The organism is Haemophilus haemolyticus (genome assembly GCF_001008205.1).
GTDB classification, from domain to species: Bacteria; Pseudomonadota; Gammaproteobacteria; order Enterobacterales; family Pasteurellaceae; genus Haemophilus; species Haemophilus haemolyticus_Q.
In genome coordinates, this window is sequence record NZ_LCTK01000010.1 from 1 (window position 1) to 23,293 (window position 23,293).

Annotated in this window: 17 protein-coding genes, 1 pseudogene and 1 riboswitch; of the genes and pseudogenes, 15 read left to right on the forward strand and 3 right to left on the reverse strand. The window is 39.2% G+C overall.

Annotated features, from left to right (window positions below):
• Positions 1–11: 11 nt before the first annotated feature.
• Entirely contained in the window at positions 12–578 is a 567-nt protein-coding gene (locus AAX18_RS02950; protein ID WP_080948093.1) for a DUF5358 domain-containing protein, read from the forward strand.
• 71 nt (positions 579–649) lie between these two features.
• Here the strand turns inward: AAX18_RS02950 and rpsT are convergent, their stop codons facing one another.
• The gene (gene rpsT, locus AAX18_RS02955) at positions 650–913 is read right to left on the reverse strand and encodes a 30S ribosomal protein S20 (protein ID WP_005548279.1); all 264 of its coding nucleotides are present in this window, start codon (positions 911–913) and stop codon (positions 650–652) included.
• 263 nt (positions 914–1,176) lie between these two features.
• Between rpsT and murJ the strand changes: the two genes are divergently transcribed.
• From murJ to AAX18_RS02990, 7 genes are all read left to right on the forward strand, one after another.
• Entirely contained in the window at positions 1,177–2,751 is a 1,575-nt protein-coding gene (gene murJ, locus AAX18_RS02960) for a murein biosynthesis integral membrane protein MurJ (protein WP_005626709.1), read from the forward strand.
• Between the two features lie 50 nt (positions 2,752–2,801).
• Positions 2,802–3,728: a bifunctional riboflavin kinase/FAD synthetase gene (gene ribF, locus AAX18_RS02965; protein WP_005626712.1), complete on the forward strand. Its 927-nt coding sequence runs from the start codon at positions 2,802–2,804 to the stop codon at positions 3,726–3,728.
• Between the two features lie 32 nt (positions 3,729–3,760).
• A complete protein-coding gene (gene ileS, locus AAX18_RS02970) occupies positions 3,761–6,586 on the forward strand; it encodes an isoleucine--tRNA ligase (protein WP_046952891.1) in 2,826 nt (941 codons plus the stop codon).
• Positions 6,587–6,665: 79 nt separating this feature from the next.
• Positions 6,666–8,222, forward strand: a complete 1,557-nt coding sequence (locus AAX18_RS02975; protein ID WP_046952892.1) for a phosphoethanolamine transferase — start codon at positions 6,666–6,668, stop codon at positions 8,220–8,222.
• Positions 8,223–8,291: 69 nt separating this feature from the next.
• On the forward strand, positions 8,292–8,807 hold the full coding sequence (gene lspA / locus AAX18_RS02980; RefSeq protein WP_046952893.1) for a signal peptidase II: 516 nt from the start codon (positions 8,292–8,294) through the stop codon (positions 8,805–8,807).
• Positions 8,804–9,748, forward strand: coding sequence for a 4-hydroxy-3-methylbut-2-enyl diphosphate reductase (gene ispH, locus AAX18_RS02985; RefSeq protein WP_046952894.1), 945 nt, complete (start codon positions 8,804–8,806; stop codon positions 9,746–9,748). Before lspA ends, ispH begins: the two co-directional genes overlap by 4 nt.
• Before the next feature lie 170 nt (positions 9,749–9,918).
• Positions 9,919–10,266 (forward strand): ComEA family DNA-binding protein, encoded by a 348-nt coding sequence (locus AAX18_RS02990; RefSeq protein WP_046952895.1) that lies wholly within the window; start codon positions 9,919–9,921, stop codon positions 10,264–10,266.
• A 28-nt stretch (positions 10,267–10,294) separates the two neighbouring features.
• Here AAX18_RS02990 and copM read toward each other — a convergent pair whose 3' ends face one another.
• The gene (gene copM, locus AAX18_RS02995) at positions 10,295–10,672 is read right to left on the reverse strand and encodes a CopM family metallochaperone (RefSeq protein WP_046952896.1); all 378 of its coding nucleotides are present in this window, start codon (positions 10,670–10,672) and stop codon (positions 10,295–10,297) included.
• 131 nt (positions 10,673–10,803) lie between these two features.
• On the opposite strand from copM, the pseudogene AAX18_RS09050 reads away from it, so the two are divergent.
• The 5 genes and pseudogenes from AAX18_RS09050 to bioB all read left to right on the forward strand — a co-directional run.
• A pseudogene (locus tag AAX18_RS09050) lies at positions 10,804–10,944 on the forward strand (non-canonical purine NTP pyrophosphatase); the annotation flags it as partial.
• Between the two features lie 119 nt (positions 10,945–11,063).
• Positions 11,064–11,151, forward strand: a riboswitch (TPP riboswitch).
• Positions 11,152–11,202: 51 nt separating this feature from the next.
• A complete protein-coding gene (gene thiB, locus AAX18_RS03005) occupies positions 11,203–12,201 on the forward strand; it encodes a thiamine ABC transporter substrate binding subunit (protein WP_046952898.1) in 999 nt (332 codons plus the stop codon).
• Between the two features lie 4 nt (positions 12,202–12,205).
• Positions 12,206–13,822 (forward strand): thiamine/thiamine pyrophosphate ABC transporter permease, encoded by a 1,617-nt coding sequence (thiP, locus tag AAX18_RS03010; protein ID WP_046952899.1) that lies wholly within the window; start codon positions 12,206–12,208, stop codon positions 13,820–13,822.
• Positions 13,806–14,453, forward strand: coding sequence for a thiamine ABC transporter ATP-binding protein (thiQ, locus tag AAX18_RS03015; RefSeq protein ID WP_046952900.1), 648 nt, complete (start codon positions 13,806–13,808; stop codon positions 14,451–14,453). Before thiP ends, thiQ begins: the two co-directional genes overlap by 17 nt.
• A gap of 120 nt (positions 14,454–14,573) precedes the next feature.
• Positions 14,574–15,572, forward strand: coding sequence for a biotin synthase BioB (gene bioB, locus AAX18_RS03020; protein WP_046952901.1), 999 nt, complete (start codon positions 14,574–14,576; stop codon positions 15,570–15,572).
• A gap of 392 nt (positions 15,573–15,964) precedes the next feature.
• Here the strand turns inward: bioB and AAX18_RS03025 are convergent, their stop codons facing one another.
• Positions 15,965–16,471, reverse strand: a complete 507-nt coding sequence (locus tag AAX18_RS03025) for a single-stranded DNA-binding protein (protein ID WP_046952902.1) — start codon at positions 16,469–16,471, stop codon at positions 15,965–15,967.
• A 153-nt stretch (positions 16,472–16,624) separates the two neighbouring features.
• On the opposite strand from AAX18_RS03025, the gene uvrA reads away from it, so the two are divergent.
• Positions 16,625–19,456, forward strand: coding sequence for an excinuclease ABC subunit UvrA (gene uvrA, locus AAX18_RS03030; RefSeq protein ID WP_046952903.1), 2,832 nt, complete (start codon positions 16,625–16,627; stop codon positions 19,454–19,456).
• Between the two features lie 298 nt (positions 19,457–19,754).
• The coding region (locus AAX18_RS03035; RefSeq protein ID WP_155397205.1) for a S6 family peptidase at positions 19,755–23,293 on the forward strand (3,539 nt) is incomplete at its 3' end.

Sequence of the window (23,293 nt, forward strand, 5' to 3'; positions counted from 1 at the left end):
AAGGATCAAATGTGAAATTAATTGCAACCTTAGGTGTGGCAGCATTGCTGTCTGGCTGCTCAATGTTTGGTAGCTCACAATCTGCAATCCCGGGTGAATTCGCGGGGGCAGATTACCAACTTTCCGATCAAGATGCAAAACAATGGGCGATTGCAAGTAAGCAAGCAGAACAATGCGTTTACCCAAATTTAACCCGAATTTTGCAACAGCATTTTTCTAAAGAAGATAGCTATATTCACTCACAATATGTCTTTTTCTATCCGTTGGAAAAAATTATTGGCGAGCAATATGTGAAGATTATTCAAGGTGATGAAAAATCGATGAATTACGCAAGCTATCAGTTTAAAAAATTCCGTACCGAAGTGGGTAATGTTGAGCCCTTAACTGAACAGGCGTGTTTAAAATTACGTAATGAAGCACGCGATGACTTGGCTGTCGTGAAAGGTCAATATAAGAATGGTATGGTGGAAATGCAGAAAAATGAAGATGGCACACCGAAAAATCAAGATGGTATTGCGACGAATGAAAATAAATTCTTCTTTGATATTATTAAATGGGGATCGATGTTGTTGCTTTAGTCTAAAATTCTATGAAATAAAAAACCGCACTTTAAAGTGCGGTTTTATTTTTTATTCTTTCTAGCTAAAAATTACGCTAATTTTTTGATTTGTGCAGCTAATTTAGATTTGTGGTTTGCTGCTTTGTTAGCGTGGATTAAGCCTTTAGAAGCCATACGGTCAACAACTTTTTGCATTTCAACGAATGCTGCTTCAGCTGCTGCTTTTTCACCTGCTGCTACTTGAGCATATACTTTTTTGATGTAAGTACGCATCATAGAGCGTTGGCTTGCGTTGTGTTGGCGGCGTTTTTCAGATTGAACCGCGCGTTTTTTTGCTGACTTGATATTAGCCAAGGTCAAACTCCTAAAATTTCTGTTGATTGATAGACAAAATAAAGGGCGTCAATATGCCGATTTTTTATACTTTTGTCAATGGAAAATTTGTGTTGATTTCGGTGAGACACAACCGAAAGTAAGCATCGTTATTTAAAAAAGCGCTTTCTATTGGCTCACACAAACGATGTGGGCAGGATTTTATCAGTTTTTTTCGTTGGAATATAGCGTAAAAACAAAAATTCTATACAATTAAGGCAAATTTTTTTGAAGAGACCCCTATTTTGAGTAAACGACTTTTAAAATCCGGCATTATCGTGAGTGGGATGACATTAGTGTCCCGTGTGTTAGGTTTAGTCCGTGATGTGGTGATTGCCCATTTAATCGGTGCAGGCGCGGCAGCAGACGTGTTTTTATTCGCTAACCGTATCCCAAACTTTTTACGTCGTTTATTTGCGGAAGGGGCATTTTCTCAGGCTTTCGTCCCCGTATTGGCCGAATATCAAAAATCTGGCGATCTTTCTAAAACCCGCGAATTTATCGGAAAAGTATCGGGCACGCTAGGCGGTTTAGTCAGTATTGTTACTTTGCTTGCCATGGTGGGCTCGCCTGTTGTTGCAGCGATCTTTGGGATGGGCTGGTTTACCGATTGGCTAAATGACGGACCAGATGCACACAAATTTGAACAAGCGTCTTTACTCTTAAAAATTACTTTTCCTTATTTATGGTTTGTCACCTTTGTGGCGCTTTCTGGGGCAATTTTAAATACGATAGGCAAATTTGGCGTGATGTCGTTTTCGCCTGTTTTACTCAATATCGCCATGATTGCAACCGCACTTTTCCTCGCACCAAGATTAGACAATCCCGATCTTGCCCTTGCTATCGGGATCTTCTTAGGCGGTTTATTACAATTTTTATTTCAAATCCCTTTCTTGAAGAAAGCAGGCTTGCTCGTAAAACCAAAATGGGCATGGCATGATGAAGGGGTAGCCAAAATCCGTCGATTGATGATTCCTGCCTTGTTCGGGGTTTCTGTGAGTCAAATCAACTTATTGCTTGACACAGTCATTGCCAGTTTCTTAATGACGGGATCTATTAGTTGGCTTTATTATTCTGATCGTCTATTAGAGTTTCCACTTGGGCTATTTGGTATTGCGATTTCCACTGTGATTTTACCAACGCTTGCTCGCCATCATGTAAATCGTGAAGATAATTCTTCCCAAAGTGCGGTTGATTTTCGCAACACAATGGACTGGGGCGTACGAATGATTTTATTACTCGGTGTGCCAGCCGCGATTGGTATTGCCGTGTTAGCCCAGCCGATGTTACTGGTATTGTTTATGCGTGGCAGTTTTACCTTAACCGATGTGCATGCAGCCTCTTATTCTTTATGGGCATTCAATGCCGGTTTGCTTAGCTTTATGCTGATTAAGATCCTAGCTAATGGCTATTACGCACGTCAAGATACCAAAACGCCCGTGAAAATCGGGATCATCGCCATGGTGAGCAATATGGGCTTTAACGTATTGGCGATTCCATTTAGTTATGTGGGTTTAGCGATTGCTTCTGCCATGTCAGCAACCTTAAATGCTTATTTGCTTTACCGGGGTTTAGTCAAAGCGGATGTTTATCATTTTTCACGTAAAAGTGTGGTCTTTTTTCTGAAAGTTTTAGCTGCCGCCTTAGTCATGGGCGGTTTGGTTTGGTATAACTGCCCGTCGATTCAAGAATGGGCAGCCATGACATTTTTAATGCGTATCTATTGGTTGGTTTGGTTAATTGGACTGGCTGCGGTGGTTTATTTAGGCGTATTGGTGCTATTGGGTGTTCGTAAACACCATTTACTGACAAAACATTAAGTTACCGCTATAATGCACCGATTATTTTTCGTTTTTTGGAATAAGATGTAATGCAATTAATTCGTGGGCTTCATAATACACAGCCATATTTGTCAGGGTGCGCATTAACCATTGGCAATTTTGATGGGGTGCATTTGGGGCATCAGGCGATTTTGCGTCATCTTCGTCAGAAAGCGAATGCGCTGAATTTACCCATGGCAGTGATGCTTTTTGAGCCGCAACCGCGCGAATATTTTATGGGTGACAAAGCCCCTGCGCGCTTAATGCGATTAAGAGATAAATTGCATTATTTGGCTCAGGCGGGTGTGGATGTGGTGATCGTCGCGAAATTTGACCGCACTTTCGCCAATCTTCCTGCAGAACAATTTATTGAAGATTGGCTTGTACGCAAATTAAATGTGAAGTTTCTCAGCATTGGCGATGATTTCAAATTTGGTGCGAAACGTTTAGGCAATTTTGCGATGTTGCAACAAGCAGGAAAGCAGTTTGGTTTTGAAGTTGAAGACAGTCGCACCTTCTGTTTAGATGAGTTACGTATCAGTAGCACCGCTATCCGTGAAGCATTGGCTAAAGATGATTTACAGCATGCGGAAAATTTACTCGGTAAGCCTTATCGTATTTTTGGTCGCGTGATCCACGGCAATAAATTAGGGCGAACCATTGGTTTTCCTACCGCGAATGTTCGCTTACATCGCCAAGTGAACCCAGTAAAAGGGGTTTATGCGGTGAAAGTTCGGTTAAAATCGGGCGAGATTTTTAACGGCGTCGCCAACATGGGAAAACGCCCAACCATTAACGGTACGATACAATTATTAGAAGTCCATTTATTTGATTTTTCTAAGAATATTTATGGGCAAATGGTCGAAGTGGAATTCAGCCATAAGATTCGCGATGAGATAAAGTTTCCTTCTTTTGAAGCGTTGAAAGCTCAAATTGAACAAGACGTAAAAACAGCGAAAGCATTTTTTGTAAAATAGAATTATATTGAAATATAAAATTGGAAAATAACATGACAGTTGATTACAAAAACACGTTAAATTTACCTGAAACAGGTTTCCCTATGCGTGGCGATTTAGCCAAACGCGAACCTGTAATGTTAAAAAATTGGTATGACAAACAGTTGTATCAAAAAATCCGCCAAGCGACTAAAGGTAAAAAATCCTTTATTTTGCACGATGGCCCTCCGTATGCGAACGGCAATATTCATATCGGTCACGCCGTTAATAAAATTCTGAAAGATATTATTGTTAAATCCAAAACCGCATTAGGTTTTGACTCGCCTTATATCCCAGGTTGGGACTGTCATGGCTTGCCAATTGAATTAAAAGTAGAAGGTTTAGTGGGTAAACCAAACGAGAAAGTGACTGCAGCTGAATTCCGCCAAAAATGCCGAGAATATGCGGCAGAGCAAGTAGAAGGGCAGAAAAAAGATTTTATCCGTTTAGGGGTGTTAGGCGATTGGGATAATCCTTATTTAACGATGAACTTCAACACTGAAGCAAACATCATCCGCACACTCGGTAAAGTGATTGCGAATGGTCATTTATACAAAGGTTCAAAACCAGTGCACTGGTGTTTGGATTGTGGATCTTCTTTAGCAGAAGCAGAAGTGGAATATGAAGACAAAGTTTCTCCATCTATCTATGTGCGTTTTCCTGCAGTAAGTGCGGTTGAAATTGAAGAGAAATTTAACGCAGTAGGTAAAGGCTATGGCAAATTATCTGCGGTGATTTGGACAACCACACCTTGGACAATGCCATCTAACCGTGCGATTGCGGTAAATGCAGACTTAGAATACCACTTAGTACAACTTGGCGATGAGCGTGTGATTTTAGCTGCTGAATTAGTTGAATCCGTAGCGAAAGCCGTGGGCGTAGAACAAGTTGAAGTTTTAGGTTCAGTAAAAGGTCAGGCGCTTGAGTTAGTACGCTTTAACCATCCGTTCTATGATTTCACTGTACCAGTGATTTTAGGTGATCACGTGACCACTGATGGCGGTACAGGTTTAGTACACACTGCACCGGATCATGGTTTGGACGACTTTATTGTAGGACAAAAATATAATTTACCAATGGCGGGTCTTGTATCGAATGACGGTCAATTTATTTCAACCACTGAATTCTTTGCAGGCAAAGGCGTATTTGAAGCTAATCCATTGGTTGTTGAAAAATTGCAAGAAGTGGGCAACTTATTAAAAGTTGAGAAAATCAAACACAGTTACCCACACTGCTGGCGTCACAAAACCCCAATTATTTTCCGTGCGACACCACAATGGTTTATCGGCATGGAAACACAAGGTTTACGCCAACAAGCCTTAGGTGAAATCAAACAAGTGCGTTGGATTCCGGATTGGGGGCAAGCGCGTATCGAAAAAATGGTGGAAAATCGTCCTGACTGGTGTATTTCCCGTCAACGTACTTGGGGTGTGCCGATGACCCTATTCGTGCACAAAGAAACCGAAGAACTTCATCCGCGTACTTTAGAGTTACTTGAAGAAGTGGCGAAACGTGTAGAGAAAGCCGGTATTCAAGCATGGTGGGATTTAGACGAAAAAGAATTATTAGGTGCGGACGCAGAAACCTATCGCAAAGTGCCTGATACCCTTGACGTATGGTTTGACTCAGGATCAACCTATTCTTCTGTTGTCGCAAATCGTCCAGAATTTAACGGCCAAGATATCGACATGTATTTAGAAGGTTCTGACCAACATCGTGGTTGGTTTATGTCTTCTTTAATGCTTTCTACGGCAACAGACAGCAAAGCACCATACAAACAAGTATTAACTCATGGTTTCACTGTGGATGGTCAAGGTCGTAAGATGTCAAAATCTATCGGTAACATCGTGACACCACAAGAAGTCATGGATAAATTCGGTGGTGACATTTTACGTTTATGGGTGGCATCTACCGACTATACCGGTGAAATGACCGTTTCTGATGAAATTTTAAAACGTGCCGCGGATAGCTATCGTCGTATTCGTAACACCGCGCGTTTCTTATTAGCGAACTTGAATGGTTTTGATCCGCAACGTGATGCAGTTAAACCGGAAGAAATGATTAGCTTGGATCGTTGGGCGGTAGCTTGTGCGTTAGATGCACAAAAAGAAATTAAAGACGCGTACGATAACTATCAATTCCACACAGTAGTACAACGCTTAATGCGTTTCTGTTCTGTGGAAATGGGCTCGTTCTACCTTGATATTATCAAAGACCGTCAATATACCACCAAAGCAGACAGCCTTGCGCGTCGTAGCTGCCAAACAGCGTTATGGCACATTGCGGAAGCTTTAGTACGTTGGATGGCACCAATCCTGTCATTCACGGCAGATGAAATTTGGGGTTACTTACCACAAACCGCGACTGCACGTGCAGAATTCGTCTTCACTGAAGAATTCTACGAAGGCTTATTTGGCTTAGGCGAGAATGAAAAATTAGATGATGCTTACTGGCAACAACTGATTAAAGTTCGTTCTGAGGTGAACCGTGTATTAGAAATCGCCCGTAACGACAAAGTGATCGGTGGTGGTTTAGAAGCTGAAGTAACGGTTTATGCTAACGATGCATATCGTGCATTGTTAGAGCAATTAGGCAATGAATTACGTTTCGTGTTAATTACCTCAAAAGCGGAAGTAAAAGCATTAGCAGACAAACCAGCGGATGTGGCTACGGGTGAGTTAGAGGGTATTGCGGTAAGTGTAGCTCGTTCTAACGGTGAAAAATGTCCACGTTGTTGGCATTATTCTGACAAAATCGGCGTGAATCCTGAACATCCTACACTTTGTCCACGTTGTGTGGAAAACGTAGCGGGTAACGGCGAAGTACGCCATTTTGCATAATTAAATTCGTTGTAAAACAGAAAAGTGCGGTTTATTTTAACCGCACTTTTTTACTTTTGTACAAAAGGAAGTAGAGGTTATGTTAGGGAAAGAAATAATTCGTTCTAAAACCATATGGTTTTATCTCTTATTGCTTGTTTTCTCCATTTTTACCAATATGGGGTTGGGTAATGTATTAAGTGAAAATATTCCTTTTTCAGATTACGCAATTTTATTTGTTATCACGGCGATTTCTTTTTATTTCACCCCTTGGGTTGGGCGAATATTAATCACTGTATTATTCCTCAGCGCGCTATTTTATTGCTCTGCTGGTTTTTTCTATGGTATTCCATCTTTAGGTATTATCGCTTCTGTTTATGAAACGAATATTAATGAAACCTTGGAATATTACACAACTATTCCTTTTTGGATATTTTTATTTCAAGCTAGTTATCTCATCCTATTTGTTGCTTTAATGAAATTGAGTTTTCATGTTAAACAACAAGCATTTAAATGGATAAATACGGCTGTTATCGGCATATTATTAGTTTTTTCTTACAATCAATTTTCTAATTGGAACTATGCGTATAAATTTCGTTTTTATCCAGTTCTTTTCTACTCAGAATTTGATCGTATGAATGAGCTGTATTTAGAACAACGAGATTTTCTAAATCAATCTGTCAACGCGCCTTCTCAATGGGATATTCAATCTTTTACGCCAAAATATAAAAATTATATTTTGATTATCGGTGAAAGCATGCGAAAAGATTATATGTCGTTATATGGCTTTCCATTGAAAACAACACCATTTTTAGAGCGTGTGAAAGGCGCAGTTTTTGAAAATTATTATTCTGCAGCACCAAATACGCAACCGTCTTTACAACGCACCTTATATCGAGCAGATAAAGGAGAAACGGTTTATACGGATAATATTATTTCTTTAGCCAAAAAAGCGGGCGTAAAAACCTATTGGATTTCTAATCAAGGCAAAATTGGGGAATTTGATACGATGGCCTCTCGTATTGGGCAAAGTGCGGATGAAACGATTTTTATGAAGCCGTTAGGTTATAACTCTAAAAAAGTTTATGACGATGAAATGTTGCCTGTATTAGATAAAGCCTTAAAAGAAAATATTACGAATCCAAAATTAATTGTGATTCATTTAATGGGCTCACATCCAGCCTTTTGTGAGCGTCTTCCGTACGAGGTTAAAAATTATTTTATTAATCAATCTATGTCTTGTTATTTAGAATCGATTAAATATACGGATCAGTTTTTAGAAAAATTAAATTCACAATTGGTGGCACAAAATGAACCCTATTCGGTGATTTACTTTTCTGATCATGGGCTTGCTCATTATGAGGATTCTAAAGGCTTATCATTGCATCCAAATAATCTTTATAAACAAGATTATGAAATTCCTTTCGTTATGTTTTCGAGTGATAGCCAAAAGGTAGAAAAAATAAAAACGCCACAATCTGCATTTAATTTTGTTTATGGTTTTGCTGATTGGATGGGGATTAAGGAAAAACATTTACAAGGCGTGGATTTCTTCCATCCGGAAAAACAGGAAATTAAGGTATTTGATTGGAAGAAAGTGGTGAATGTCAAAGAGTTGGCTGATGATCCAGCAAAATTACCAGAAGCCGCTCAGTAAATGAGATCGTGCTTTATCATTTATCGGCTTATGCTAGAATTAGCGCAATTTTTTTAAAAGGGAAACAGTATGTCCAAAAAATCAGGGCTTTCGTTTTTATGGTTAAGTGCGGTCGCTTTCGTAGTTGATTTGCTCATTAAATACATTGTGGTACAAAAATTTGATTTGTATGAAAGTGTTAATGTGTTGCCTGTTTTCAATCTTACCTATGTTCGAAATTATGGTGCGGCATTTAGTTTCTTAGCGGATCATAGCGGCTGGCAACAATATTTCTTTATTTTGTTAGCATTGGCTATCTCTGGCATGTTGGTTTATTTTTTAGCAAAAAATAATGCTGAACAAAAAATCCAAAATTCTGCTTATGCACTCATTATTGGAGGGGCACTAGCGAATATGGTGGATCGCGCTTATAACGGTTTTGTCGTAGATTTCTTTGATTTCTACTGGGATATTTACCATTATCCAGTGTTTAATATCGCCGATATCGCCATTTGTATTGGCGCAGGGTTATTAGCATTGGATGCTTTTAAAAGCGAAAAGAAAAAAGTACAAGAGAAACAATCAGAAAAGTGCGGTCAGAAATGAAGATAATTTTAGCGAATCCACGAGGATTTTGTGCCGGTGTAGATCGTGCCATTAGTATTGTTGAACTAGCCTTAGAAATTCATGGCGCACCGATTTATGTTCGTCACGAAGTGGTGCATAACCGATTTGTTGTGAACGGATTGCGTGATCGTGGAGCGATCTTTGTGGAAGAATTAAGCGAGGTGCCTGATGGTGCTATCGTGATTTTTTCTGCGCATGGTGTATCTCAAGCCGTTCGTCAAGAAGCGAAAGACCGCAATCTCAAAGTATTTGATGCAACCTGTCCTTTGGTAACTAAAGTGCATATGCAAGTTGCGCGTGCAAGTCGAAAGGGAACAAAAGCGATTTTGATTGGGCATAAAGGGCATCCTGAAGTTGAAGGTACAATGGGGCAGTATAGCAATGAAGATGGCGGGATTTTCCTGATTGAAAAAGTAGAAGATATTGCGCGTTTGCCAATGCAAGAAAATGATGATTTAACCTTTATGACACAAACGACTTTGTCGCTAGATGATACGGCTGAAACCATTGCTGCATTAAAGGAAAAATATCTGGCTATTCAAGGGCCACACAAAAACGATATTTGTTATGCGACAACTAATCGTCAAGAAGCGGTGCGAGAATTGGCAAAATTATCAGATTTAGTGTTGGTTGTAGGTTCTAAAAACTCATCAAATTCAAATCGTTTAGCTGAATTGGCGTCTCGAATGGGGGTTAAATCACAGCTTCTTGATGATCCTTCCGATATTCAAGCTGATTGGTTTAATGATGTGAAAACCATTGGGATTACAGCTGGCGCGTCTGCGCCAGAAGAATTAGTCCAATCGATTATTTCCCGCTTAAAAGAGTTTGGTGCGAATACTATAGAAGAACTGCAAGGTTTAGAAGAAAATATGTTCTTTGAAGTTCCGAAAGAGCTGAGAATAAAAGAAGTTAACTAATACTAAGGGCTTGTCGTAAATGATAAGCCCTTTGTTTTTTCATTCAAATTAAGAATTTTTGCGATCTGAATCGCAGAAGTGTGGTAAGAATCTTGAGCGTTTTTTTGAAAGCATAAAAAATGGCTGTGTTGATATGCTCGTCAACATGTTCATATTACAAGGAAACCTCTATGAAATTAATGAAAACATTATTTACTTCGATGGTATTGTGTGGTGCGCTTGTTGCTTCTTCGTCTTTTGCTGAGGAAAAAGCAACAGAACAAACCGCTCAACCTGTCGTGGCAACTCAAACTGAAGCTCAAGTTGCACCAGCTACTGTGAGTGATAAATTGAATATCAATACGGCAACTGCGAGTGAAATTCAAAAAGCCTTAACAGGAATCGGTGCAAAAAAAGCAGAAGCGATAGTGCAATATCGTGAAAAACACGGTAATTTCACGAGTGCTGAACAACTATTAGAAGTGCAAGGGATTGGTAAAGCAACACTTGAAAGAAACCGTGATCGAATCACTTTTTAATTTTAAAATCGCTTATGGATGCCCTGTTTTACAGGGTTTTTTTATTGTGCACTTTAAGCCATTTTTGCATTTGTTCAATTTCTGCTTGTTGTGCGTTAATAATATTCTCAGCAAGCTTACGCATCTCAGGATCTTTTCCGTATTTTAATTCAACTTCCGCCATTTTTACTGCGCCAATATGGTGTGGCAACATACCTGCTGCAAAAGCAACATCAGGATCTTTATATTGCGAGGCTGCCATCATGTCTTGATGCATTTGATTCATACCTTGCATTAATTCTTGTTGCATTGCAGAATCTGTCGACATTGGCATATTCATGTGTGCTTGATGCGGTTGTTCATTAGCTTGGACACAAACTGAAACTGCAGCAGCGCTAAGTGTGATAAAAGTCATAAGTTTTTTCATGTTTTTCTCCTATGTGATAACTGAATGAGCACGAATCATAAACCTTGACCTAAGGTTAAAGTCAATATTTATTCCGAAAATTTTTGGTGAGGTGCTAAAATAAGACAATATTTGATATGAGGGTCAGAATCATGAAGCAAAAAATTGTGCTTGCCACGGGTAATAAAGGCAAAGTAAAAGAAATGGCAGATGTGTTAGCTGATTTCGGTTTTGAAGTCATTGCTCAGACAGATTTAGGCATTGAAAGCCGAATCGAATCACTTTTTAATTTTAAAACCGCTTATGGATGCCCTGTTTTACAGGGCTTTTTTATTTTTTCAGAAAGAAAATGTAGAAAGTTTATTTCTTTTTAAAAATCCGTTGGCAATCTTGGTAAATTTTAATACACTAAAAAGCCTAGTCGGGGTGCAATATGCTGAGATCATACCCGTGAACCTGAAACAGTTAATACTGACGTAGGAAACTAGGAATACAACCTTATCTCCTTCCCGTCATTATTTCTGCCTTTTGATATAAATAAGGATGTAATAATGAAACTTCTTAAATTAACCTTAATTTCTACCGCACTTTTTTCCACCGCAGCATTAGCTCAATCACAGCAAAGTGTTAACGTATATAGCTATGATTCTTTCACTTCTGAGTGGGGAGCGGGTCCAAAAGTAAAACAAGATTTTGAAAAAGCGCACCCACAATGCGCTATTAATTTTACGCCTTTTGAAAGTGGCGGCGTGTTACTCAACCGTGTTCGTTTGGAAGGAAAGAAAACAAAAGCGGACATTGTATTAGGTTTAGATAACTTTGTTTTAGAACAAGCTGAAAAAACAGGTATTTTCACGCTAAATAAAGTAGATTTAACTAAACTTGATCTGCCTACAAAATGGACGAATAAAACATTCTTGCCTTTCGATTTCGGTAACTATGCTTTTGTGTACGATAAAACTAAATTACAAAACCCGCCGAAAAGTTTGAAAGAATTGGTTGAACGCCAAGATATCCGTGTAATTTATCAAGATCCTCGCACCAGCAGTGTGGGTCGCGGTTTGTTGGTTTGGATGAATGCCATTTACCCTGCCGATAAAATTCAATCCGCTTGGAAAGATTTAGATAAGCACACAGTGACAGTGGGTAAAGGCTGGTCAGATACTTATGGTGCATTCTTAAAAGGCGAAGCGGATTTAGTGCTAAGTTACAGCACCTCACCACTTTATCACCAACTTTTTGAGAAAAAAGATAATTATGCAGCGACAGATTTTGCGGAAGGGCATATTACCCAAGTGGAATTAGCGGCTCGAGTCGCCAACCATCCAAATCAATGTGCGGATGATTTTATGGCATTTTTAATTTCACCTACGGCACAAAAACATATTGTGACAGCCAATATTATGTTGCCAGTCATTCAAGGTGAAATTGAACCGCACTTTGATGCGCTTAAAGCTCAACAAAAAACTCAAACTCCAATCAATCCAATGGTGAATGCCGAACAATTAAAGAATTGGATTAGCACTTGGCAAGCCACATTAACAAAATAGTTTGATGTTGTCGTTATTTCATCACCCACAACTCCGCCCTCGTCATTATGTGGGCGGCGTTGTTGTCATTAGCTTTATTACTCTATTTTATAGTAGCGCCTTAAGTTCGATCTTTGCATTGGGCGATGAATTACAATGGAAAACTTGGTTCACGGATGATTACCTACAGCATCTGATTTTTTTCAGTTTTGGGCAAGCCTTACTTTCTACCATTTTATCTATTTTTTTTGGTCTGCTCCTTGCTCGAGCATTGTTTTATCAACCATTCTCAGGAAAAAAGTGGCTATTAAAATTAATGTCGCTAACTTTCGTCTTGCCTGTTTTAGTGGCAATTTTTGGTTTGATCGGCATTTATGGTTCAAGCGGTTGGTTAGCTTGGTTTGCGAATCTTTTGGGAATGCCTTGGCAGGGGAATATTTACGGACTCTCGGGTATTTTAATTGCCCATCTTTTTTTCAATATCCCACTGGCAGCGCAACTTTTCTTACAAAGTTTGCAAAGTATCCCTTATCAGCAACGTCAGCTTGCTGCGCAACTCAATTTACAAGGTTGGCAATTCGTTAAATTGGTGGAGTGGCCCGTTTTTCGTCAGCAATGTTTGCCCACATTTAGCTTGATTTTTATGCTTTGCTTCACCAGTTTTACAGTTGTTCTTACACTAGGCGGTGGACCTCAATATACAACATTAGAAACCGCAATTTACCAAGCGATTTTATTTGAATTTGAACTGCCCAAAGCGGCACTTTTTGCCATGTTGCAATTTGTATTTTGCTTGGTTTTATTTAGCTTAACATCGCGTTTTTCACCCTCTAATCAAAATGGCTTGAGTAATAGTAATCCTTGGTTTGAGAAGCCTAAAAGTGCGGTCAGAATTTTCCATGTTTTTGTCTTGCTTGTTTTCGTATTTTTCCTTTTTTCGCCAGTATTGAACATTCTTATCAGCGCATTGAGTTCACCAAGTTTGCTAACTGTTTGGCATAATTCTCAGCTCTGGCGTGCGTTAGGCTATTCTCTTTTTATTGCGCCCTTATCCGCATTACTTGCATTAACGATGGCAATCGCCTTGTTGCTTTTATCACGCCGTTTAGAATGGTTGCATTATCAGAAAATTGCGCAATTTATTATTAATGCTGGAATGGTGATTTTGGCAATCCCGATTTTAGTACTCGCAATGGGGTTATTTTTATTATTACAAGAGCGTGATTTTTCGAATATTGATTTGTTTGCCATAGTTGTATTTTGCAATGCGTTAAGTGCAATGCCTTTTGTTTTACGTATTTTGAGCGCACCTTTTCATAATAATATGCGTTATTACGAAAATCTGTGTAATAGTCTGGGAATTGTGGGTTGGCAACGTTTTTCTCTGATTGAGTGGCAAACTTTACGTGCGCCATTGCGCTATGCTTTTGCTTTAGCCTTGGCGCTATCTTTAGGGGATTTTACAGCTATTGCGTTGTTCGGCAATCAAGAGTTTACTTCTCTACCACACTTGTTATATCAACAGCTGGGAAATTATCGTAATCAAGATGCCGCTGTAACCGCAGGGATTCTATTATTGCTTTGTGGCATATTGTTTGCCTTTATTCACACACATAGGGATGTCGATGATTTATCTAAATAATGTGATTTTGAACGATAAAACTTTACCGATGTGCTTTAATTTGAGCGTAAATGCTGGTGAGCGTGTCGCAATTATTGGCGAAAGTGGGGCGGGGAAAAGTACGTTATTGAATTTAATCGCTGGATTTGAATTTCCTCATCAAGGAGAAATTTGGTTAAACGATAAAAATCATACTCGTAGTGTACCTTACGAGCGTCCGGTTTCTATGCTATTTCAAGAAAATAATTTATTTCCTCATTTAACTGTACAGCAAAATCTTGCGTTGGGGGTAAAACCCTCTTTAAAATTAACCGCACTTGAGCGGGAAAAAATTGAACAGGTCGCTTGTTCTGTAGGATTGGGCGATTATTTGCAACGTTTACCGAATTCTCTTTCAGGGGGGCAAAAACAACGAGTGGCATTGGCGCGTTGTTTGTTGCGAGATAAACCCATCTTGTTATTAGATGAGCCTTTTTCCGCATTAGATCAGAAACTTCGTGTAGAAATGCTTGCTTTAATTGCCAAACTTTGTGATGAGAAACATCTGACCTTGTTACTTGTTACTCACCAACCATCGGAATTAGTTGGTACGATAGATCGAGTATTGCTGGTGGAAAATGGTCAGATAAGTCAATTGCAAAAAGAGACGTAAAATTATATAGATTTTATAACTGATGAATCGGTTCAATGGCTATCGATGGCAGCCTATAAACTGAATGAATATAAGATACAAAAATGCGGTTATTATTCACCGCACTTTCAAAGGAAAAATATGTTAACTGAAAAACTACAAATTAACTCCATTACACCACATCCAAGCGTTGAATATTGGTCTGTTTGCAAAGTTGAGGCGTTATTTGAAACGCCATTTTTGGAATTGGTTTACCGCGCCGCGCAAGTTCATCGTAAGCATTTTAATCCTCGAGCGATTCAGTTATCCACGTTAATGTCTATCAAAACGGGGGGATGTCCAGAAGATTGTGGTTATTGCCCTCAATCAGCCCGTTATCATACTGGCGTACAAAATCAACAGTTATTAGATGTTGATGAGATCGTCGCGAAAGCAAAAATTGCGAAAGCACGTGGAGCAGGGCGTTTTTGTATGGGCGCAGCTTGGCGAGGACCTAAGCCAAAAGATATTGAGAAAGTCACAGAAATTATTAAAGCGGTGAAATCGCTTGGTTTAGAAACTTGCGGTACTTTTGGTTTATTGCAAGACGGTATGGCAGAAGATTTAAAAGAAGCAGGATTAGATTATTACAATCATAATCTTGATACAGCACCAGAACATTATACCGAAGTGATTGGTACGCGACGTTTTGATGATCGTCTTAGCACGCTAGGAAAAGTGCGCAAAGCTGGGTTAAAAGTGTGTTGTGGCGGCATTGTGGGCATGAATGAAACTCGCAAAGAACGGGCTGGATTAATCGCGAGCCTTGCAAATCTTGATCCTCAACCTGAATCGGTGCCGATTAATCAACTTGTTAAGGTTGAAGGTACACCGTTAGCTGATGCAGAAGAATTAGATTGGACAGAGTTTGTGCGAACGATTGCTGTTGCACGTATTACTATGCCAAAAAGTTATGTTCGCCTTTCTGCAGGCCGTAGTGGTATGAGTGAAGAAATGCAAGCGATGTGTTTTATGGCGGGTGCAAATTCTATTTTCTATGGCGATAAATTACTTGTTACAGGTAATCCAGAAGAAGATGGCGATCAGTTATTAATGGCAAAATTAGATTTAGAGCCAGAAAATGCAGAAAATAAAAAGTAGTAGTTTGCGTTAGGTAGCTGAGAAATAAATTCAAGAATTAAAAGTTAGTAATCTTTTAGAGATTATTAGTATAGAATTCAAATCTTCATTCCCTAACCATATTTTGACAAAATATATTCTAGGTTAGGGAATACAAAAATACTTAAATTCCTTTATATCAGGTCCATAATAGTTATTGTGGGTAAAGCGCATGTTTAGTTCACGGATAATTTCTTTGAATGATTAAGACCTAAATATAATTGTAGTAAACGGTAGTGAATTTTAAGAAATTAGAAAACAATATTATTGACACATTCAAAGTGAAGACAGACATAAAAAAGAGATCCTTTATTTTAAAAGGAATCTCTTTTTTCTTATGATTTTTTTACAAAATCCATATGTGTGATCATGACTTAGAACGGGATATCGTCATCGAATCCGTCCATTGGTGGCTCAGCCTGTGGTACAGCTTGTTGTTGCGCTGGACGAGATGATTGGTAACTACCACCATTGTTAGTTTGACGAGCTTGGTAAGAAGGTTGTGGTGCAGCTCCCATATCACTAGGGTAACCACCTGCGTTTTGATTGCGCGCACCAAGCATTTGCATTACATCACCTTGAATTTCTGTGGTGTAACGATCTTGACCATTTTGATCTTGCCATTTACGCGTTTTTAAACGACCTTCCACATATACTTGAGAGCCTTTGCGTAAATATTCACCGCAAATCTCCGCTTGACGACGATAGAATACAATACGGTGCCATTCCGTTACTTCACGGCGCTCGCCAGTATTACGGTCGTTCCAGCTTTCACTTGTTGCTACGCTAATATTTGCTACGGCATCGCCATTTGGCATGGTACGAATTTCAGGATCATTGCCTAGATGACCCACAATAATGACTTTATTAACTCCAGCCATAAAAAAACCTCATTTTTTATCTAAAAAAGTGCGGTTATTTTGCCTGAAATTTTTCAAAAGATCTATATATTTTAACTGGATATTTGCACAGATATTAAAATATGCGATAATGATCGCAGAATTTAAACTTATTTCATTCTTTTGAGTTATTTTATGGAAAATATCGATATTCGCGGGGCGCGAACCCATAACCTGAAAAATATAAATCTAACTATTCCACGCAATAAACTTGTGGTGATCACTGGGCTTTCAGGTTCGGGAAAATCCTCTTTAGCGTTTGATACACTTTATGCAGAAGGGCAGCGCCGCTATGTTGAATCTCTTTCGGCGTATGCTCGCCAGTTTTTATCTTTAATGGAAAAGCCTGATGTGGATTCTATTGAGGGACTTTCCCCTGCAATTTCGATTGAACAAAAATCTACCTCACACAATCCACGTTCTACGGTGGGAACAATTACGGAAATTTACGATTATTTACGTTTATTGTTTGCCCGAGTAGGTGAACCGCGTTGTCCAGATCATGATGTTCCATTAACAGCACAAACGATTAGTCAAATGGTGGATAAAGTATTAAGTTTGCCAGAAGACAGTAAGATGATGTTACTTGCGCCAGTTGTAAAAAACCGAAAAGGCGAACATATTAAGATTTTAGAAAATATTGCAGCGCAAGGTTATATTCGAGCGCGTATTGATGGCGAAATTTGTGATTTATCTGATCCACCAAAATTAGAGTTACAGAAAAAACATACTATTGAAGTGGTGGTGGATCGCTTTAAAATGCGGTCAGATTTAGCAACACGTTTAGCCGAATCTTTTGAAACCGCATTAGAGCTTTCAGGTGGCACTGCGATTGTGGCTGATATGGATAATCCGAAAGCGGAAGAATTAGTTTTTTCGGCAAATTTTGCTTGTCCGCATTGTGGTTATTCTGTACCAGAATTAGAACCACGTTTATTTTCCTTTAATAACCCTGCTGGAGCTTGCCCTACTTGTGATGGTTTGGGTATGCAACAATATTTTGATGAAGAACGTGTGGTACAAAATCCAACTATTTCCCTTGCTGGTGGTGCGGTGAAAGGTTGGGATCGTCGTAATTTCTATTATTATCAAATGCTCACCTCATTGGCGAAACATTATAATTTTGATGTTGAAGCCCCTTATGAATCTTTGCCAAAGAAAATTCAACACATCATTATGCATGGCTCAGGCAAAGAGGAAATTGAATTCCAGTATATGAATGATCGTGGCGATGTGGTTATTCGCAAGCATCCTTTTGAAGGTATTTTGAATAATATGGCTCGCCGATATAAAGAAACGGAATCAATGTCGGTGCGAGAAGAATTGGCGAAAAATATCAGTAATCGACCTTGTGCAGATTGTGGCGGATCTCGTTTACGACCAGAAGCGCGTAATGTGTATATTGGAAAAACGAATTTACCGATGATCGCTGAAAAAAGCATTGGTGAAACGCTAGAATTTTTCACCGCACTTTCTCTCGCTGGTCAAAAAGCGCAAATTGCGGAAAAAATTCTTAAAGAAATCCGCGAGCGTTTGCAGTTCTTAGTGAATGTAGGTTTGAATTATCTTTCTCTTTCTCGTTCTGCTGAAACCCTTTCAGGCGGTGAAGCGCAACGTATTCGCCTTGCTAGCCAAATTGGTGCGGGGCTTGTTGGTGTAATGTACGTATTAGATGAACCTTCGATTGGCTTGCACCAACGTGATAATGAACGCTTACTTAACACGTTAATTCATCTGCGTAATCTTGGTAATACGGTAATTGTCGTGGAACACGATGAAGACGCGATTCGTGCGGCTGACCATATTATAGATATTGGACCTGGTGCTGGCGTGCATGGCGGACAAGTTATTGCGCAAGGAAATGCTGATGAAATTATGCTGAATCCAAATTCCATCACGGGAAAATTTTTATCGGGCGCAGATAAAATTGAAATTCCCAAAAAACGCACCGCACTTGATAAGAAAAAATGGCTCAAACTTAAAGGGGCATCAGGGAATAACTTAAAAAATGTGAATTTAGATATTCCCGTCGGTTTGTTTACTTGCGTAACTGGTGTATCAGGCTCAGGAAAATCAACACTTATTAATGATACTTTATTTCCACTTGCGCAAAATGCATTAAATAGAGCTGAAAAAACCGATTATGCACCTTATCAATCTATCGAGGGATTAGAGCATTTCGATAAAGTTATTGATATTAACCAAAGCCCGATTGGGCGCACGCCACGTTCAAATCCAGCCACTTATACAGGCTTATTTACTCCGATTCGTGAACTTTTTGCAGGGGTGCCAGAGGCGCGTGCGCGTGGTTATAATCCGGGGCGTTTTAGCTTTAACGTACGAGGTGGACGCTGTGAAGCCTGTCAGGGCGATGGTGTACTTAAAGTTGAAATGCACTTTTTACCCGATGTTTATGTTCCTTGCGACCAATGTAAAGGTAAACGCTATAATCGTGAAACCTTAGAAATTCGTTATAAAGGCAAAACGATTCATCAAGTTTTAGATATGACAGTGGAAGAGGCTCGCGAGTTTTTTGATGCGATTCCAATGATTGCAAGAAAATTACAAACCTTGATGGATGTAGGATTATCCTATATTCGATTAGGTCAATCTTCCACAACACTTTCAGGCGGTGAAGCGCAGCGCGTTAAGCTAGCGACTGAGCTTTCTAAACGTGATACGGGTAAAACCTTGTATATTCTAGATGAGCCGACGACTGGTTTGCATTTTGCTGACATTAAGCAATTACTTGAAGTACTGCATCGATTACGCGACCAAGGAAATACTATCGTCGTCATTGAACACAATCTTGATGTGATTAAAACGGCAGACTGGATTGTCGATCTTGGCCCTGAAGGCGGAAGTGGTGGCGGACAAATTATTGCTACTGGCACGCCTGAAGAAGTCGCTAAAGTCGAAGGATCTCATACTGGCAGATTCCTTAAACCAATTTTGGAAAAACGTTAAAAATTACCGCACTTTATGGAACGTAGATATAAAGTGCGGTGATTTTATTTTCTATACGTAGTTTTAATTTAATCCCTATTTGTAAAACTTATTCCCAATATTATATAGGGCGATAATATTACCTATCAATCGGTAACCACAGTTCCTGGCGATTGATTATTTAATGATGTATAATTTTTAATCTTCATTTTCTCCTAAACCTTTCAGTTTTTATCTGAAATCTTTTCAGAAAATTACCGCACCTTTAATGTTTAACTATAAGTTTTATACATAACGAATTGTTCACTGAGTAAGCCTTATGAAAAAAACTATATTTCGTTTTAATTTTTTAACTGCTTGCATTTCATTAGGGATAGTATCGCAAGCCTGGGCAGGACATACTTATTTTGGCATTAATTACCAATACTATCGTGACTTCGCGGAAAATAAAGGCAAGTTTACGGTGGGTGCACAAAATCTTGATATTTATAACAAAAAAGGTGAAATGATTGGCGCAATGATGAAAAATGTGCCAATGCCTGATTTATCAGCGCTTGCAAAAGGTGGATATGCCACATTAGTGGGCGATCAACATTTAGTGAGTGTGGCACACAACGTGGGATATCAAGATGTCGATTTTGGTGAGTTTGGACGGAATCCCGATCGACATAACTATAAATATCTAGTTGTTAAACGATATAACTATATCAATGATGCTCGACATCCATTTATGACGGATTACCAACATCCTCGTCTGGCCAAGTTTGTAACAGAAGTCGCACCGATTGAGATGGTAACAAACACTCACGGTAATGTTTACACCGACTTAAAAAAATATCCTATGCGAGTACGCGCAGGAAGCGGACACCAATATTGGAAGAATGATAATAATGAAACCAATGGTGACTTAGCTTATGGTGGTTCATGGCTGACAGGCGGTAATACCTTTATGGATGGCGGTACAAGAAACGGCGATCTTTATCTTAATGGACGTGTACAAAACCCTAATGAATATGGACCATTACCGATTGCAGGGGCACAAGGCGATAGCGGATCCCCTATGTTTATTTATGATAAAGATAAAGGCAAGTGGTTATTAAATGGCGTGTTGCGTGAAGGACACCCTTACGCAGCGGTAGGCAATGGATACCAAGTTGCTCGCCAAGAGTACCTTGAAGAAGTGCAAAATAATGACACAACGGTAAGAGAATTTGCCAATAATGCCCATTACGTCTTTAAAACCGTAGAGGACGGGAAAGGTACTATCTCTCAAAATGGAAGAAACCCTAAAGAAGTGGGGCTGTATAAAAGCACTCTTCTCGAGAAAGCCCGAGATCAAAATGGCGATATATCCCCAAGTTATGGTGGACCGAATCCTTGGTCTCCTGCGTTACATAATGGTAAAACTATTTATTTAGGCGACATGGGGAAAGGCATACTTACTATTGCAAATAATGTCAATCAAGGTGCCGGCGGGATTTACTTTGAAGGCGATTTCACCGTTAAACCAAGTGAAAATAATATGACTTGGCAGGGCGCAGGTGTTTCTATTGGGGAAGACGCCACCGTTGAATGGCAGGTAAAAAACCCCGAAGGTGATCGTCTCTCTAAGCTTGGGATCGGCACACTACTTGTAAACGGCATAGGGAAAAATTTGGGTGACATTAGTGTTGGTAACGGAACCGTTATTTTAGATCAAAAAGCAGATGCAAATGGTCAGAAACAAGCCTTCAAAGAAGTGGGGATTGTGAGTGGTCGAGCAACCGTAAGACTTAATAGCGCCGATCAGGTCGACCCAAATAATATCTATTTTGGATTCCGTGGTGGACGCTTGGATTTAAACGGGAACGACCTTACCTTTACTCGTATTCAAAACGTCGATGAAGGCGCGATGTTAGTCAACCATAATGCCAACAAAGAATCCAATATTACTATTACGGGAAGCAACATTATTAATAATAAAGAGAATGATCTTACTAATAAACGCGATATTGCCTTTAATGGATGGTTTGGCGATAAAGATGATATAAAAAACGTGGGTCGCTTAAATGTTCATTATTCTCCAACCAATCAAGAAAATCATCTTTTACTTTCTGGTGGCACCAATCTAAAAGGTAATATCACCCAAAACGGGGGCAACTTAATTTTCAGCGGTCGCCCTACTCCACACGCTTATAACCATTTAAATCCGCACCATGCCAAAATGGAAGGCACAAAACGCGGTGAAGTAGTAATGGATGATGATTGGATTAATCGTTCTTTTGTTGCTGAAAATTTCAACATTCAGAATGGTAATACATTTGTTTCTCGCAATGTTTCTTCTATTAAAGGTGGATGGGACATTAGCAATAATGCATCTGTTACTTTTGGCGTGATCCCAAATAAAGAAAACACGATTTGCACACGTTCTGATTGGACGGGCGCAACAACTTGTCAATCCGTTAATCTTACCGATCCATCTGTGATTAAATCTATTCCTACTACACAAGTTAATGGACATATTTCACTATCCGATCATGCTCGATTAAATGTGAATGGATTAGTTTCCCTTAATGGGTCTATTAGCGCTCACTCTGACAGTGAATATCACTTAACACATAAAGCCAACCAAGCAGGCGATATTCATCTTGAAGACAATGCTCAAGCGCGCATTAATGATGCCACCATGACGGGAGATATGATTGCTTCTGATAATACTAACATTAGTATTGCTAACCACTCCACTACAAATGGATCTATTCAAATTACCGATAATGCGAATTTAAATATCGACTCTTCCACCGTGAACGGAAACCTTCAAGCGATAAAGGATAATGAATTAACTGTTACAAATAGTGCTCAAGTTAATGGCAATGTCACTTTGAATAAAAATGCTACCTACACACTTAAAGATCAAGCATTACAAGTGGGTAATTTAAGCACTTTAGGCAACAATAGAATCACACTTTCTAATCATGCCCGCTTAAATGGATTACTTGATCTTGCTACGGATAGCTCTATTGCAGATATCACCAAATCAATTATCAATGGTAATGTTCGCTCAACTGGACGAGTGAATGTTAATGACGCATCTCAAATCAATGGTTCAGTTAGCTTATCGAATATTGGTGTAATGACGCTGGATCATTCTCAATTAACGGGCAATCTAACCGCACAAGAATATTCGACTTACCGTTTAATCAATAAAGCCACTCATCAAGGTAATTTAATTTTGCGAGATCAAGCCGATTCTACCATAGATGATGCTAATTTAATCGGTGATGCACAATTAACTAATTCTGCACAGCTTAAATTTAACAATTCAAGATTTGATCACCAAATCACAGGTGAAAATGCCACCCATGTGACCTTAAATCAATCACAATGGACAATGCCAACTAGCACCACTTTAGGTAGTTTGACATTAAATAATGGAAGTGAGGTTACATTAAATCCTGATTTTGCGAAAGAAACTAACCGTAACCAATTTAATACATTAACGGTTAATGGTGATTTAAATGGTTCTGGGACATTTAATTATCCTACTCATTTGGATCAATATTTAGGAGATAAGTTGCAGGTCAATGGGCAAGCACAAGGGACATTTAAACTCAATGTTCGTAATACAGGTGCTGAACCAACGAGACTTGCTCACCTCACTCTCATCTCACTAAAAACAATGCCTACGACTGGATTAGATGTTTCATTAACCAATCAATATGTTGATGCGGGGGCATGGCGTTACGAGTTAATTAAAGACGGTAATCAATATCGACTTTACAGCCCAATTAAAGAAGCAGAATTAAAACAAGCGGAAGCTGATCGTATTGAGTCAGAGAAACGCAAAGCTCAAGAAGAGCAAGAACGCATTGAAGCAGA